Raw genomic sequence first — 14,992 nt, 5'->3', positions numbered from 1 at the left:
ACGATCACGGAGTCCGGCGGCCGGCCGCTCGCGGGTGAACCGGGGTGCGCGCGGGGAGGGGCCCGCTCTCTCCTTCCCTCCCTCCCCCCTCCCCTCCCCCCCCCCCGCACCCGCCTTCACCGCCCTCGTCGAAACCAGCCTGATCGTCTCCGGCCTCCTCCTGATCAGCGGCAGCGGACAGCGAGCGCCATCAGCCCCAGCCCGCACCGGCCGCCTCGCTGGTCCGGGCCGAGCGCTGTCGGCCGGGCCGGACCCGGCGGTCAGCCGACGGCGGCCGTCCTCAGTTGCTCGCGGTACGCGCGGGCCGTGGCCATCAGGCCGTCGAGTGCGTCCCGGGTCCGTATGAGGTCGGCGATGTGCGTGGACAGCCGGTCGCGCTCCTGCGCCATCCGTTCCAGCGCGGAGTCGGAGTTCTGCTCGCTGGGCGCGTCGACGCAGGGCAGCAGCTCGGTGATGGTGCGGCTGGACAGACCCGCGGCGAACAGCCGCTGGATGAACGCGACCCGCTCGACCTCATAGTCCGTGTAGTGCCGCTGGCCGCTGGGGCTGCGCGTGCTGGTGAGCAGGCCCTGCTCCTCGTAGTAGCGCACGGACCGGACGCTGACCCCGGCCCGCGACGCGAGTTCCCCGATCCGCACAAGCCCCTCCTGGATATGTCCTGCGTCACAGACCTTGCCTCTGACGGCCACGGGCCTTGCCTCTGACATCAATGTGAGGTTTTAGCGTAGCGGCAGCGCCCGGGTCCGGGCGCCGAGGACCGCGAAGGAGTCTTGACGTGACGACCCTTTTCACCAGCCACCGGCTCGGGAGCCTGACGCTGCCCAACCGGGTGGTCATGGCCCCGATGACCCGGGTCCGGGCCGCCGCCGGCGGTCTGGCGACGCCGTCGATGGCGGCCTACTACGCCCAGCGGGCCACGGCCGGGCTGATCGTGAGCGAGGGCGTGCAGCCGAGTGTGATCGGACAGTCCAACCCGGGAACACCGGGACTGCACACCGACGAGCAGGTCGCCGCCTGGCGCCCCGTGACCGCTGCCGTCCACACCAGCGGCGGACGGATCTTCGCCCAGATCATGCACGGCGGCCGGGTCTCGCACCCCGACACCACCGGCACACGGCCGGTCGCGCCCTCCGCCGTACCCGCAGTCGGCGACGTGTTCACCCCCACCGGGCCACAGCCCGCCCCCACGCCGCGCGCCCTGGACACGGCCGAAGTGCCCGAGCACGTACGGTCGTACGCCCGGGCCGCCCGCCACGCCGTCGACGCGGGCTTCGACGGCGTGGAACTGCACGGCGCCAACGGCTATCTGATCTCGCAGTTCCTCTCGTCCAACGCCAACCTGCGCACGGACCGTTACGGAGGTCCGGTCGCCAACCGGATCCGTTTCGCCGTGGAGGCCACCGCCGCCACCGTCGAGGCCATCGGCGCGGCCAGAACCGGCATCCGGCTCTCACCGGGCGGGTCGTTCTGGGGAGTTGAGGAGACCGACGTCCGCGAGCTCTACACCGCGCTGCTGACCGAACTGGCGCGCCTCGGGGTGGCGTACGTACACCTCGAAGCCACCGCCGACGAAGAGGTGCTGGTCGCCCTGCGCCGGGCATGGCCGGGCACGCTCATCATGAACCCGGTGCTTCCGATGGGCCCGAAGCAGACCGGCCGGGACGACGCCGAGCACTGGCTCGCGCTGGGCGCCGACCTCATCAGCTTCGGCCGCGCCTTCATCGCCAATCCCGACCTGGTCGAGCGGCTGCGCGGCGGCCTCCCGATCGCCCCCGTCGACGAGGCCACGTACTACCAGGGCGGTGACGCGGGCTACTTGACCTACCCGGCCCACCAGTACTCGGCCTGACGCGGGGCCGGTGACGCGGGCTCGGTCAGAGGGACTTGGCCCACTCGTCCGCCGTGGTGACCAGGGCCTGGCGGGGGAAGACCTTCTCGGTGAGGACGCGGTGGACCTCGGGGTCCTGGTCGCCGCAGGCGTCGGCCAGGACGGTCAGGCGGTAGTCGAGGTCGGCCGCCTGGCGCAGGGTGGAGAGTACGACGCCGCTGGTCGCGATGCCGGCCAGGACGAGACTGTCCGCACGGGCCGCGCGCAGCAGGACGTCCAGGTCGTTGCCGCTGAACGCGCTGACGCGGCGCTTGACGACGACGGGCTCGTCGTCGCGCGGCGCGAGCGCGGCGATCACCTGGGTGGCCGGGCTGTCCTGGGTGAACGCGTCGCCGGTCTGGGCGAGAGCGCCGAAGGCGAGGTTCGTGGCGGCGGCCTCCGGATAACCGGGGCGGAACGCCACGCGTACGAACATCACCGGGACGCCCGCGGCACGTGCCGCCTCGACGGCGCGGCCGGCCGCCCCGACGACGGAGTCGCTGCCCAGGCGCTCGACGATGCCGTTCTGGAAGTCCATGACCAGCAGGGCCGTACGGGACTCGGACATGAGGGGGTCCTCTCGACAGGGGAAGTGGCTGAGAAGAAGCTCAGTTTCAACTGAACAGTTTGCATTAAACAGTGTAGAGTGAATATATGCAAAGTGAAACGAACCCCATCGAGGCCTCGGCGCTCCAGGCCTCCCTGGACCTGCGTGTGGTGGTCAGCCGGCTGCGGCGGCGGATCATGCAGGTGACCGACGGGGAGGACCTGACCCCTTCGCAGGCGTCCGTTCTGATGCGTATCGGCAAGAGCGAAGCGGTCACCGCCGCCGCGCTGGCGACCGCCGAGCATGTACGGCAGCAGTCCATGGCCGTCACCCTGACGTCCCTGCGGAAGCTGGGACTGATCACCCGTACCCCCGACCCCTCCGACGGACGCCGTCAGATCGTCGAGCTGACCGAGGCCGGCCGGGAGCGTGTCGAAGGCGCACGTCAGGCAGGCGTGGAGTGGCTGGCCCGGGCTTTCCAGGAGCGGTTCGACGATGCCGAGCGCCGCACCGTCGTCGAGGCGATGCGGCTGCTGGGACGGCTCGCCGACTGAGCGCACCGGCTGGTCTCACGAACTGAGCCAGCCTGCCGATCTCACGAACTGACCGGAAAGCGCGCGGACTTGATGGGAAGGCGTACGAACTGAACACGAAACCCCCCGAGCACGCCTTCGACAGGCGGCTGCTCGCGCCGATGATGACCGGCGCCATCCTCAACCCCGTCAACTCGTCGATCATCGCCGTCGCCCTCGCGCCGATCGGTGCCGCCCTCGGCGCCGACGCCTCCGAGACCGCCTGGCTCATCTCCGCGCTCTACCTCGCGACATCCATAGGGCAGCCGCTCGCCGGGCGGCTCGTCGACATGTACGGCCCCAGACGCCTGTTCCTCGCGGGCGCCGCGCTGACCGGCATCGCCGGAGTGCTCGGCACGCTCGCCCCGAACCTCGGTGTCCTCGTCGCCGCGCGCGTCATCCTCGGCTTCGGCACCTGCGCCGGCTATCCGGCCGCCATGTATCTGATACGCAGCGAGGCCGACCGTACGGGAATGAAGAGCCCCGCCGGTGTCCTCACGGCCCTCGCCGTCGCCACCCAGACCATCGCCGTTGTCGGCCCCACCCTCGGCGGCCTGCTCATCGGAGTCGGCGGCTGGCGCAGCACCTTCGCGGTCAACATCCCGCTCGCGATCGCCTGCCTCGTCCTCGGCCTGCTGTTCCTGCCCGGGCACCTGCCCGCCCAGGCCGCTCCCGCCGAAACCGCCCCCGCTCAAGCCGCCCCGGCCCGTACCCCCGGCGTCCCCGGCCGTACCCCGGGCACTCCTGCCCGTACCGTCGGCGCTCCGCCGGCCCGCGCGCGTATCGACGCGGTCGGCATCCTCCTGTTCGCCGCCACCCTGGTCTCGCTGCTGCTCTTCCTCATGGACACGCGCCTCGACCGGGTGTGGCTCCTCGCCGTCACCGTCCTGGCCGGTGCCGGGTTCGCCCTCCGCGAGCTGCGCGCCACCGACCCGTTCATCGACGTGCGTGTCTTCGCCGGCAATGTCCCGCTGCTCGCCACCTACGCCCGCACGCTCGTGGGATACACCGTCTCGTACGCCTTCATCTACGGCTTCACCCAGTGGCTGGAGGACGGCAGGGGCCTGAGCGCCTCCGCCGCCGGACTGGTCCTGCTGCCCACCTTCGCCGTCGGCATCGTCGTGTCCGCGCTCACCGGGCGCAGGGCCGCGGTGCTCGGCAAGCTCGTCGTCGGCGCCGCCGTCCAACTCGCCGCCTGCGCCCTGCTTCTCGTCCTCGGTGACCACACGGCGGTCTGGATTCTCGTTGCCGTCACCGCCCTCCTGGGGCTGCCCCAGGGACTGATCAGCCTCGCCAACCAGAACGCGCTCTACCACCAGGCGGATCCCGCACGGATGGGCGCGTCCTCCGGTCTGCTGCGCACCTTCATGTATCTCGGCGCGATGGTGTCCTCCAGCGCGACCGGTGCCTTCTTCGGCCGGCGCGCCACCACCGAGGGCCTTCACGGTCTCGCCGTGTTCATGCTCGCCGCCGCGGCCGTCCTCCTCGTCCTCACCGTCGCCGACCGCTCCCTCGCCGTACCGGCGGCTCGCGAGACGGCCGGCGCCGGCCGCGCCTCCTGAGGATCACGCGCCGGACGGCATGCGGCCCGTACGACACCATGCGGCCGTGCGACACGATGCGGCCGTACGACACCATGCCGCCGTACGACACCCTGCCGCTCACTCGCCCGAGGGAACGACCCCCGGTCGGTCCATCACCCCGCCCTTCAGGTACTCGATCATGACGGCGGACGCTGCCCCTGCCGGATCCGCCCAGGCAGGGGCACCCCCACCCGAACCCGTATCTGCCTGAAGGGGAACGCCGATGAGGCGCGCAAAAACGTTTTTCCGTATCACCAGGATCGCGACCGTCACCAGGATCGCGACCGCGGTCACCGTCGCCATGGCCGCACTCGCGATTCCCGCCTCCGCCGACTCGGAGCGGCACCCCGGAGAACACCGGGGCCGTGTCTTCGTCCAGACCGACAGCATCAGCGGGAACAAGGTCGTCGCCTACCTCCGCGCCGCGGACGGCACCCTCCACAAGCGGGGCGTGTTCGCCACCGACGGCAAGGGCGGGGCCCTCGGAGGCTCCGTCGTCGACCATCTCGCCTCGCAGGGATCCCTGACGTACGACCCCCGCCACAACCTGCTGTACGCGGTCAACGCGGGCAGCAACACGGTCACCGTGTTCTCGGTGGACGGCGAGCGGCTGCACCGCAAGCAGGTCGTCTACTCCGGCGGTACGTTCCCCGTCAGCGTCACGGTGCACGAGGACCGGGTGTACGTACTCAACGCGCGCAAGGGCGGATCCATCCAGGGCTACCGGCTCACCAAGGACGGTCTGCGGCGCGTCGCGGAGTGGAACCGCGCGCTGCGGCTGAACACCGCCGCCACACCGGAGTTCCTCCACACCCCCGGCCAGGTCGCCTTCACCCCCGACGGATCGCGGCTCGTCGTCACCACCAAGATGGGCGGCAACAGCATCGCGGTCTTCCCCCTCAGCCCCTCCGGTGCCCCTGCGCCCCGGGCCGTCGTCAGCAGCAAGGCCGGTTCGGCCCCGTTCGGACTGACCTTCGACCGGCACGGCCGCCTCGTTGTCGCGGACGCGGGCCCCAACGCCGTACTGACCTTCCGTATCGAGAAGGACAGTGACGTCACACTCCTCGACGACATCCTCACCGGCCAGCAGGCGAGCTGCTGGGTCGTCCGTGCAGGGAACCGGTTCTACGTGTCGAACGCGGGCAGCAACACCGTCTCCGGCTTCCAGCAGACCCGCGGAGCGCATCTCAGAGCGCTCGGCAACACCCCCACCGGGACCGGCACCGTCGACAGCGCCGTCACACCCGACAACCACTTCCTGTACGTACAGACGGGAGGCGTGGGCGCGGTCGACGGCTTCCGTATCAACGACGACGGCTCCCTCACCAAGATCAGCACAACCCCGGTGCCGGACGCGGTCGCCGGAGAGGGCATTGTCGTCCTCTAGTCGTCTGGCCCTCTAGCCCTCTATTCCTCCAGCCGCGTTCAGCCGTCGGCCGCATGTGGGATCACGAGGCCGCGGCACCAGGTCCAGGTGCCGCGGCCTCGTCGTATGTCCCGGTGGCCGCCTCCGCGCCGGCGAGGAGCTGGGGCCAGAGCGCGGCGCCGATCTGCTCGGGCGTGCCGGGGCAGCCGTGGTGCAGCCAGTCGAGGACGGTACCGAGCAGCGCGCCCGCCACGAACGCGGCCGCCGGGTCGTGGGGGATGGCCTCCGGGTCGTCGGCATGGCTGGACGGGAGGGCATCGGCGGGCCCACGGCTGACATGTACGGCGATCGCGACCCGCTGCAGCAGATGGTTGATCACACGGGCGCTGCCGTCCCGGCCGAGCACCGCGCGGTAGAGGGCGGCGTGCTCGGCGACATGGGCGAACACCCCCGCCAGGGGGTTGTCCGGGGAGCGGCCGTCGCGCGGGAGATCCCGCGGGCCGGCCGGGGTGGCGGCCACCAGCCCGTCGAACATGGAGGTGCATGCCGCGGCGGCCAGCTCGTGCACATCGCTGTAGTGCTCGTAGAACGTGGACCGGGTGACGCCCGCGCGTTTGGTGATGTCGGACACCGAGAGCTGGACCAGGTCGCGCTCGGCGATCAGCTCGCGCAGGGCGGTCTCCAGGGCGGCGCGGGAGCGGCGGATACGGGCGTCCACGTGGTGCGCAGGCATACGGTGAGCGTATCCTCTCCGACACCTGTCGGATAACGGACGCCTGTCTGATAAATGGCGGCCGTCGGACGCGGGGCGTGTTCGTCGTACGCCCCGGCAAAGGAAGTGAGCATGTCGCAGCACATCGCGGTGGTGATCGGCGTGGGCGGAATGGGTCAGGCGATCGCGCGGCGCATCGGACCCGGTGTCCATCTGCTCCTCGCGGACTTCAGCGAAGAGACCCTGGACACCGTGTCCGCGCAGATGCGGGGCGAGGGGTACGAGGTCACCGCACAGGCGGTCGACGTCTCGTCGCGCGCCTCGGTGGCGGCGCTCGCCGAGCGCGCCGCGTCCCTCGGCGAGGTCCGGTATGTGGTGCACACCGCGGGGCTTTCGCCCGTACAGGCACCGGTGGCCGCCATCCTGGCGGTGGATCTGCTCGGGGTCGCCCTGGTGACCGAGGAGTTCGGCGAGGTCGTCGCGTCGGGCGGAGCCGGTGTTGTCATCGCGAGCATGGCCGGTCACAACTACCCGCCCTTCCCCGCGGAGCAGGCGCTGGAACTGGCCAACACCCCTGCCGACCGGCTTCTCGGCCTGCCCATCGCGAACCCGGACAACTTCCCGCACCGCGGAGCCGCCTATGCCTTCGCCAAGCGGGCCAACCTCGTACGCGTCCAGGCCGCGAGTGTGACATGGGGTGCCAGGGGCGCCCGGATCAACGCGATCAGCCCTGGCCATATCGCCACGCCCATGGGCAACTCAGAACTGAGCGGCGAGCACGGCGCCGTCATCCAGGCCATGATCGACGGCTCCAACGCCAAGGGGGAGGGAACGGCGGCCGATATCGCGAGGACCGCCGAGTTCCTGCTCAGCCCCGGCGCCCGGTTCATCTCCGGCAGCGACATCCTGGTCGACGGCGGTGTCATCGCCGCGCTGCGGACGGGGCACATCACCGTGGGGTGAGACGCGCGGTCCCATGACGGACGCGCCGCCGGCCGGACCCGTGGCGGGGCCCGGTCGGCGTGATGGACCGTACCGTCGTCCCCTGCGGGACCGTACCGTCGAACGGCTGGGGCGCCGGACGGCCGCCCGCGCGTCAGGCGCGCTTCGCGGCGCGGGGGAGTATGCGGCCGTCGCGGCGGGCCGCGCGCAGGAAGAGGACGGTGGGTACGGCACAGACGAGGACGGCGACGATGCTCGCCTCGGGGCCGAAGGCGCCGCCGGTGAGCGCGCCCGGGCCGGACATCGTGGAGTGCACCAGACCCACCAGCGTGTCGTCGTTGCCGGAGACGGTGGTGCCGAAGATTCCCAGCTCGGCGGTGTTCCAGCCCAGGTGCACACCGATGGGAACCCACAGGCTCCGGGTGGCGGCGTACGCCGCGCCGAACATCAGGCCCGCCTCGACGGCGATCGCCAGCCCGCCCCAGAAGGTCGCGTTCGGATTGATCAGGTGCAGCAGACCGAACAGCGTGGCGCTGACCGCCAACGCCCCCCACGTACCGGCGAGTTCCTCGACGATACGGAAGAGCACCCCGCGGAACAGCAGCTCCTCGGTGACCGCGACCGCGCACATCAGGCCCAGCACCGCGAGGAAGCCGACGAACGAGCCCCAGCCGGCCGTCCGGTATCCGCCGAACAGCGCGATGACCCCGATCGTCACCGTGAACAGCAGCACGCCCCAGCCCGTGCCGCGTACCAGTCCGGCGCGCGCGTCCGCCACGCGCAGCTCGTCCGTGCTTCTGCGTTCGGTGAACCGCACCGCACGGATGTAGGCCCACAGCGCCAGCGCGGCGATCACGACGCCGAGGGGCAGAGTCCAGAAGGAGCTGCCCGCCGCGCCGGTGAGGCCCGCGGCCGCCGCGTTGACCCCCGCGAACACAACGAGCATGAGGACGAGCCGTACCCCCGCCGGGCGGAGCCACTGACGGGTGGTGGTGCCCGGCTGGGCGGGCGGAGCGCTCGCCGCGGGGTTCTGCGGGCCGGCCTGGCCCGGGGTCTGTGGGTCCACAGGGGATGACGATTGCGACACCGTCCGCCGCTCCTTCGGGAAGTGCCGCGCTGGGGATCACCGCGGCGTCTTCAGCGAGGCTAGGGTCCGGGCGGCGCGGGCCCATCCCGCTGCGGGGGACAGTACGGGTAGCTCTCGCGGGGGACAGAAGCGCGCTGCCGGTACGGGCAACTCCCGCGCGAGCGGCGGGAGGCGGGACGCGAGGGGTGTGAGCATGCGGGGTCGCGGGCGCGCCGTCAGTGTGCGTGCGTGCGTCAGTGTGCCTGCGCCAGTCCCGTCCGGTACGCCAGGACCACCGCCTGCACCCGGTCCCGCAGGCCGAGCTTGGTCAGGATGCGCGACACATAGGTCTTGACGGTCTCATAGCTGATGACCAGCTCGGCGGCGATCTCGGCGTTGGACAGGCCGTTCGCGATCAGCACGAGGACCTCGCGTTCCCGCTCCGTGAGCACACTCAGCGTCGCGCCGCGCCCGGACACCTCCGGGTCGGCGGGTCGTACGCGCAGGGCGTGCCGGCCGATGAGACGCCGGGTCACCGCGGGCGCCAGCAGCGCTTCCCCGGCCGCCACGGTGCGTACCCCGCCGACGAGTTCGGCCGGCGGGGCGTCCTTGAGCAGGAACCCGCTCGCCCCGGCGCGCAGGGCTTCGTAGACGTACTCGTCGAGGTTGAAGGTGGTCACCACGAGCACCTTCGCCGGGTGGGCGACCTCGGATCCTGCCAGCCGCCGGGTGGCCTCGATACCGTCGAGGACCGGCATGCGGATGTCCATCACGACCACGTCGGGCCGCAGGCGCTCGACGACCCGTACGGCGCTCTCGCCGTCCGAGGCCTCACCCACGACCTCCATGTCCGGCTGGGCGTTGAAGATCGTCACATAGCCGGCGCGGACCAGCCCCTGGTCCTCGCAGACGACCAGGCGGATCGGTGACGCATTCATGACATTCTCCACTCAGTGCCCATTCCCTGCTTCGTGCCCATGCCCCACTACATGGCCGTTCCCCCGCTTCATGGCCGTTCCCCGCTTCACGATGTCCCCCGCGGAATTCTGGCCAGTACGGTGAAGCCGCCGCCGGGGCGGGCACCGGCGCGCAGTTCGCCGCCGACCACACCGACCCGCTCGCGCAGCCCGACCAGCCCGCGTCCGCCGCCGCGCCCCAGGGCGGGCCGGCGGGGCTTGAGCGTCGGGCCGGGGCGGGCGCCGCCGTCCGTGGTGATCTCCAGGTCCATCCACGCCTCACCGTGGCGGACATGGACGACCGTGCGCTCGCCCGCCGAGTGCTTGAGCGCGTTGGTCAGGGACTCCTGGACGACCCGGTATGCGGCCGTCTCCGCCGCGCTCGTCATCGGCCGCGGCTCGCCCTGCTCGACCAGCTCCACCGGGTGTCCCGCCGCCCGCGACCGCGCCACCAGCTCAGGCAGTTCGCCGACCGCCGGCCCCCGGCGGGAGTGTTCCGTGTCGTCGGTGCCGTCCAGCGCTCCCAGCAGATAGCGCAAGTCGCCGAGGGCGAGGCGGCCCGTATCACTGATGGCCGAGAGGCCGGCCGTGACCTTGTCCTCCTGCCCGGTCAGATACTGCGCCGCGTCGGCCTGCACCACCATCGCGGTCACATGGTGGGTGACCACATCGTGCAACTCGCGTGCGATGCGGGCGCGTTCGGCCGCGACGACCGCTTCCTCGGCGCGTCGGCGCCGCTCGGCCTCCTGCGCGGCCCGCGTACGTACCCGGGCGCCCACGGCCCAGCACACCGCGAGAACCAGCCAGAAGGTCACGAACTCCTCGAACCGCTCCGGCGATCCGGCGTTGTGCAGGGCGACCGCGAAGGCTCCGTACGCGCCGGTCGCCGCCGTCGCGACGGCGGTCCGGCCCCGTACGAGGTGCGCGCCCGCGGCGTACAGGGCCACGAGCACGCCGAGCGAGCCGAAGGCCGTGGGGTAGCGAAGGAGTTGGAACGCCACGAAGCCCCCGCACACCACCGCCAGACACACCGCCGGCCACCGTCGCCGCACGACCAGCGGCACGCTCTGCACCAGCAGCAGGAGCACGCCCACGGCGTCCAGCGGACGGTCCGGCAACTCGGCCAGGTCGACGCCCTGGTGGGCGGCCCCGGGTACGAAGGAGAGCGCGACCAGCGCCCCGGCGAGCACGGCGTCCCTCCCACGGGTCCACCGCTCCGACCGGAAGCCCGCCCTCAGCCACCCCGCTGCGTCCAACACCCGCGCAGAATAGCGAACGCCGCACGCCCGGACCGACCGTGCGCCGCGAGCGGGAAGCAGATGGCGGTGGCGCCGCCGTGCATGGCGAGGGTGGAGCACGTGAAGTACAAGCGAACCCCGGCCATGAGTGGAAGAACCTTGTCCGGTTCTTGAATTGGCAGGTGGGCGGTGCGTGGCGAGACTTGGGCGGCACGACCGGCGAGGGGGTGGGGGAGCCGTGACGATCGGGTTCGGTGTGCTGGGGGAGATCCAGGCGCGTAGCGACGGCGCCGCCGTGGACCTGGGGCCGGCCAGGCAGCGCAGTGTGTTCGCGGCACTGGTGGTGGACATCAACCGCACGGTGCCGGTGGAGGTGCTGGTCGACCGGGTCTGGGGTCTCCGTCCGCCACAGCGCGCGAAGCCGACGCTCTACAGCTATGTGTCCCGGCTGCGGCAGGCGCTGGACGCGATCACGGACGGGATCTCCGGGGGCGGGGCGGCCACGGAAACCGGCGTGTCCATCGTGCGGCGGCCCGCCGGGTACGCCCTGCTCGCCGACCCGGACACGGTGGACGTACACCTCTTCAGGGAGCTGACCGGACAGGCGAGGGCGACGGACGACGCCCGCGCGGCGGCCCTGTTCGAGAGGGCGCTCGGGCTGTGGCGCGGCGAGCCGTTCGCCGGGGTGGACACGCCCTGGTTCAACTCGCTGCGGGAGTCGCTGCTCGGGGAGCGGCACGCCTGCCGGCTCGACCGCAACGACGTCCAGTTGCGCCGCGCGCACCATGCCGCGCTGCTGCCCGAACTCGCCGCCTGCCACGATGCGCATCCACTGGACGAGCGGCTGGCCGCGCAGTTGATGCTGGCGCTCTACCGGAGCGGCCGGGCGGCGGACGCCCTGCGCTGTTTCGAGCAGGTACGGCGGGCGCTCGCCGAGGAGTTGGGGAGCGACCCGGGCGACGGATTACGGAGACTGCATCAGCGGATGCTCGTCAACGACCCGGAGATCGCGGCACCCGACGCGGCGCTCAACACGGCGCCCGACGCGGCGCTCGCCGTGACAGGGACGACGGCCGCCCCCGCGGTATCGGCCCCCGCTCCCGTACCCGCCTCGGGCCTGCCGTCCTCACCGGACCGTACCATTCCACGTCAACTGCCCACCGCCCCACGGTGGTTCGCCGGGCGCCAGCGTGAACTCGCGGAACTCGACAAGGTCCTGAGACCGACAGGACGGCCCGGCGACGCGGTGCCGGTGTGCGCCGTCAGCGGCAGCGGTGGCATCGGCAAGACATCACTTGCCGTGCACTGGGCACACCAGAACACCGACCGGTTCCCGGACGGGCAGCTCCATGTCGACCTCCGCGGTTTCGACCCCTCCGAAGAGCCGCTGGCGTCCACCACCGCGGTCCGGGTGTTTCTCGACGCGCTCGGCGTGGCTCCGGGCTCGATACCGGTCGACCAGGAGGCGCTGGCCGGCCTCTACCGCAGCCTGGTCGCCGACCGGCGCATGCTGATCGTCCTCGACAACGCCGTGGACGCCGCGCAGGTGGCCGCGCTGCTGCCGGGCAGCGCCGGATGCGCTGTCCTGGTCACCAGCCGGCGCAGGCTGACCGGACTCGCCGTCACCCACGGGGCACACCTCCTCCCACTGGACGTGCTCTCCGTATCCGAGTCCCGCGAGCTGCTGGGCCGGCACCTGGGCGAGGACCGGCTGGCCGCCGAACCCGACGCCGTCACCGCCGTACTGGAACACTGCACAGGACTGCCCCTGGCCCTCAGCGTCGTGGGAGCCCGCGCCGCCGCCGGGGCCGGCTCCCCGCTGGCCGCGCTCGCCGAGGAACTCCACGACGAGTCGGCGCGGCTGGACGCGCTGGACGCGGGGGACCTGCCGGCGAATGTACGGGCGGTCTGCCTCGTGTCGTACCGCGCGCTCAGCGACGCCGCCGCGGAGGTCTTCCGCCTCCTCGGGGCCGCGGCGCCGGGCCCGGAGATCGGGCTGGCCGCCGCCGGAAGCCTGCTCGGCCGCCCGGCGGCCGCGGCCCGGGCGGCGCTGCGGGAGCTGGAGACGGTCCATCTGGTGCAGCAGCCCGTGCCCGGCCGGTACCGCATGCACGACCTGATCCGTCTGTACGCCGCCGAGCGCGCCGCCCTGGACCAGAAGGAGGAGTCACGGGCACGGGCGCTGCGGCGTGTCATGGACTTCTACCTTCACACCGCCTACGCCGGTCACCGGGTCCTCAGCCCGCTCCGGCACCACCACATGGAGCTCGAACCACCGCTGGACGGTGTCGTTCCGCAGCCGATGGGCGACCAGACGGCGGTCCTGGCGTGGTTCCGCGCCGAGCACACCTCTCTGGTCGCCGCACAGCGCCTGGCCGAGCGCAACGGGTGGGACGTCCTGGTGTGGCAGCTGGCCCGGGTGCTGGACGGTTTCCTCTGGCGGCAGGGGCGGCTCGACGATCTGGTGGCCCTGTGGCGTACGGGCCTCGCAGCCGCCGAACGCCACGGCGAGGGCGGCGTACGCGCCTGGGCACACCGCCGGCTGGCCCACGCCCGGGCCCGGCTCGGCCACCACGACGACGCGCTCCGCCACGGGGAGTCGGCCCTCGCCGCGGCCGAGGAGGCCGGTGACCTCGCCGAACAGGCCCGTATCCATGACGTCCTCGCCTGGTCGTGGGCCAAGCAGGGCGACGACCGGCAGGCCCTGACCCATGCCAGGCACACACTGCGGCTCCAGCGCCTGGGCCACGATCCGGTGGCGACGGCGAACGCGCTCAATTCCGTGGGCTGGTACGAGGCGCGCCTCGGCGAGTACGAACAGGCCCTGGGCCACTGCGAGGAGGGCCTGGAGATCCAGGGGCGGCACGGTTTCCGCGACGGCGAGGCCTGCACCCTCGACAGCCTGGGCTTCATCGCCCACGCGGCGGCCCGGCACGACGAGGCACTCGCGTACTACCGCCGCGCGCATGCCCTCTTCCACGACCTCGGCAACCTCTACGAGGAGGCCAACACCCTCGCCAACCTGGGCGATGTCCATCTCGCCCTTGCCCAGGCCGACGAGGCGCGCCACAACTGGCAGCGGGCGGTCACGCTTTACCACGCGCAACACCGCGCGGAGGACGCCCGCCGCCTCCAGGACAAACTGTCCCGCGCACCACGCTGAGCGGAGGGCGGCCGCCGGTTGCCGGTTGCCGCACACCGCCCATGAGGTGCGCGCCTCATGGGCGGGGTGCGGGCAGTTGGGCGGTGGCGGCAGGGGTCAGGACTGCGGGACCAGGTTGCTGATCTTCCAGAGCGAACCCGTTCCGGTCACCTGGGTGGTGTAGGCGTTGCCGTTCCGGTCGAGCTTGAAGGCAAGGAAGTTGAGGCCCCGGATACTGGCGACGGGTGTGCCCACGCCCGTGTCCGGGTTGAGACGCGTGACCTCGTTGCCGACCGCGAAGTAGACCTGGCCGTCCGCCGCCACGGAGATGGACGTGGGCTCGTAGAACTGGGTGGCGAGGGTTCTCGTCGTGCCGGTGGCGAGGTCCGTCTGCAGGATCCGGCCCGTGAACATGTCGGCGGTGTACGCCCTGCCGCGTCCGTCCAGCGCGATGCCCTGGGACAGGCCGAGGCCGGACGCGACGACACGTACCGTACCGCCGTCCTTCAGCTCGTACAGCTTGCCGCTGCCACCGGTGGCGTAGGTGGTGGTGCCCCTGTGGACGATGCCGTGCAGCGCGCCGAGCCCGGAGGCGAGAAGGCGGTGCTGTCCGGTGGCGAGATCGACCTTGCGCAGATTGCCGTCGAAGTCTCCGACGTACGCGCTGCCGGCGCCGTCGACGGCGATGCCGCGCAGATTGCCCAGCCCCTGGGCGACGGTGGAGCGCGCGCCGGTCACCAGGTTCACCTTGCGCAAGTCGCCGTTCTGGTACGTGAGATAGGCGTTGTCGTCCGTGTCGTACGCGGCGTCGACGGGCTCGCCGAGGCCGGTCAGCAGGGTGGTGCAGGAGGACGACGGGCAGGTGACGACGGGGACGGCGGCCGCCGAGGCGGATGTCGCTGCCAAGCCTGTGACGGTCAGCGCCGTCAGGAGTACGGCTGCGGTCCGGGTGCGCCAGGAGGCGGCAGAAGTCACGGCGAGTTCTCCATTCGTGTACGGAC

Annotated in this window: 13 protein-coding genes; 6 read left to right on the top strand and 7 right to left on the bottom strand. The window is 71.9% G+C overall.

Features of this window, described 5'->3' with window-relative positions:
• Positions 1-260: 260 nt before the first annotated feature.
• Positions 261-638: a MerR family transcriptional regulator gene (locus ACFU9P_RS04780; protein ID WP_376386260.1), complete on the bottom strand. Its 378-nt coding sequence runs from the start codon at positions 636-638 to the stop codon at positions 261-263.
• A gap of 137 nt (positions 639-775) precedes the next feature.
• Between ACFU9P_RS04780 and ACFU9P_RS04775 the strand changes: the two genes are divergently transcribed.
• Positions 776-1,849 carry an alkene reductase gene (locus tag ACFU9P_RS04775; protein ID WP_376386258.1) on the top strand — a complete coding sequence of 358 codons (1,074 nt, stop codon included), beginning with the start codon at positions 776-778 and terminating at the stop codon, positions 1,847-1,849.
• A gap of 25 nt (positions 1,850-1,874) precedes the next feature.
• Here ACFU9P_RS04775 and ACFU9P_RS04770 read toward each other — a convergent pair whose 3' ends face one another.
• Positions 1,875-2,435, bottom strand: coding sequence for a cysteine hydrolase family protein (locus ACFU9P_RS04770; protein WP_384077784.1), 561 nt, complete (start codon positions 2,433-2,435; stop codon positions 1,875-1,877).
• 86 nt (positions 2,436-2,521) lie between these two features.
• Between ACFU9P_RS04770 and ACFU9P_RS04765 the strand changes: the two genes are divergently transcribed.
• From ACFU9P_RS04765 to ACFU9P_RS04755, 3 genes are all read left to right on the top strand, one after another.
• On the top strand, positions 2,522-2,968 hold the full coding sequence (locus tag ACFU9P_RS04765; protein WP_384077783.1) for a MarR family winged helix-turn-helix transcriptional regulator: 447 nt from the start codon (positions 2,522-2,524) through the stop codon (positions 2,966-2,968).
• 140 nt (positions 2,969-3,108) lie between these two features.
• On the top strand, positions 3,109-4,548 hold the full coding sequence (locus tag ACFU9P_RS04760) for an MFS transporter (RefSeq protein WP_384077782.1): 1,440 nt from the start codon (positions 3,109-3,111) through the stop codon (positions 4,546-4,548).
• A gap of 244 nt (positions 4,549-4,792) precedes the next feature.
• Positions 4,793-5,956 (top strand): lactonase family protein, encoded by a 1,164-nt coding sequence (locus ACFU9P_RS04755; RefSeq protein WP_384077781.1) that lies wholly within the window; start codon positions 4,793-4,795, stop codon positions 5,954-5,956.
• A 61-nt stretch (positions 5,957-6,017) separates the two neighbouring features.
• Here ACFU9P_RS04755 and ACFU9P_RS04750 read toward each other — a convergent pair whose 3' ends face one another.
• Positions 6,018-6,668, bottom strand: coding sequence for a TetR/AcrR family transcriptional regulator (locus tag ACFU9P_RS04750; protein ID WP_384077780.1), 651 nt, complete (start codon positions 6,666-6,668; stop codon positions 6,018-6,020).
• Positions 6,669-6,779: 111 nt separating this feature from the next.
• On the opposite strand from ACFU9P_RS04750, the gene ACFU9P_RS04745 reads away from it, so the two are divergent.
• Entirely contained in the window at positions 6,780-7,610 is an 831-nt protein-coding gene (locus ACFU9P_RS04745; protein WP_384077779.1) for an SDR family oxidoreductase, read from the top strand.
• Positions 7,611-7,743: 133 nt separating this feature from the next.
• Here the strand turns inward: ACFU9P_RS04745 and ACFU9P_RS04740 are convergent, their stop codons facing one another.
• The 3 genes from ACFU9P_RS04740 to ACFU9P_RS04730 form a co-directional block, all read right to left on the bottom strand.
• Entirely contained in the window at positions 7,744-8,655 is a 912-nt protein-coding gene (locus tag ACFU9P_RS04740; protein ID WP_384077778.1) for a CPBP family intramembrane glutamic endopeptidase, read from the bottom strand.
• A gap of 254 nt (positions 8,656-8,909) precedes the next feature.
• Positions 8,910-9,593: a response regulator gene (locus ACFU9P_RS04735; protein ID WP_384077777.1), complete on the bottom strand. Its 684-nt coding sequence runs from the start codon at positions 9,591-9,593 to the stop codon at positions 8,910-8,912.
• A gap of 86 nt (positions 9,594-9,679) precedes the next feature.
• On the bottom strand, positions 9,680-10,870 hold the full coding sequence (locus ACFU9P_RS04730) for a sensor histidine kinase (RefSeq protein WP_384077776.1): 1,191 nt from the start codon (positions 10,868-10,870) through the stop codon (positions 9,680-9,682).
• A gap of 217 nt (positions 10,871-11,087) precedes the next feature.
• Here ACFU9P_RS04730 and ACFU9P_RS04725 point away from each other — a divergent pair, with 217 nt between their 5' ends.
• Complete coding sequence (locus ACFU9P_RS04725) at positions 11,088-14,012, top strand: BTAD domain-containing putative transcriptional regulator (protein WP_384077775.1); 2,925 nt, start codon at positions 11,088-11,090, stop codon at positions 14,010-14,012.
• A 96-nt stretch (positions 14,013-14,108) separates the two neighbouring features.
• Here ACFU9P_RS04725 and ACFU9P_RS04720 read toward each other — a convergent pair whose 3' ends face one another.
• A complete protein-coding gene (locus ACFU9P_RS04720; RefSeq protein ID WP_384077774.1) occupies positions 14,109-14,966 on the bottom strand; it encodes a hypothetical protein in 858 nt (285 codons plus the stop codon).
• Between the last annotated feature and the right edge of the window lie 26 nt (positions 14,967-14,992).

The sequence above is a fragment of the Streptomyces sp. NPDC057617 genome (genome assembly GCF_042800555.1).
Lineage (GTDB): Bacteria > Actinomycetota > Actinomycetes > Streptomycetales > Streptomycetaceae > Streptomyces.
The sequence above is the reverse complement of the archived record's forward strand: the minus strand, read 5'-3'. Positions and strand labels throughout refer to the sequence as shown.

What these genes read in the sequence shown, in the direction of transcription:
- ACFU9P_RS04735 (WP_384077777.1), bottom strand. Translation starts at nt 9,593, where the DNA reads ATGAATGCGTCACCGATCCGCCTGGTCGTCTGCGAGGACCAGGGGCTG.
- ACFU9P_RS04760 (WP_384077782.1), top strand. Translation starts at nt 3,109, where the DNA reads ATGATGACCGGCGCCATCCTCAACCCCGTCAACTCGTCGATCATCGCC.
- ACFU9P_RS04750 (WP_384077780.1), bottom strand. Translation starts at nt 6,668, where the DNA reads ATGCCTGCGCACCACGTGGACGCCCGTATCCGCCGCTCCCGCGCCGCC.
- ACFU9P_RS04770 (WP_384077784.1), bottom strand. Translation starts at nt 2,435, where the DNA reads ATGTCCGAGTCCCGTACGGCCCTGCTGGTCATGGACTTCCAGAACGGC.
- ACFU9P_RS04745 (WP_384077779.1), top strand. Translation starts at nt 6,780, where the DNA reads ATGTCGCAGCACATCGCGGTGGTGATCGGCGTGGGCGGAATGGGTCAG.
- ACFU9P_RS04765 (WP_384077783.1), top strand. Translation starts at nt 2,522, where the DNA reads ATGCAAAGTGAAACGAACCCCATCGAGGCCTCGGCGCTCCAGGCCTCC.
- ACFU9P_RS04755 (WP_384077781.1), top strand. Translation starts at nt 4,793, where the DNA reads ATGAGGCGCGCAAAAACGTTTTTCCGTATCACCAGGATCGCGACCGTC.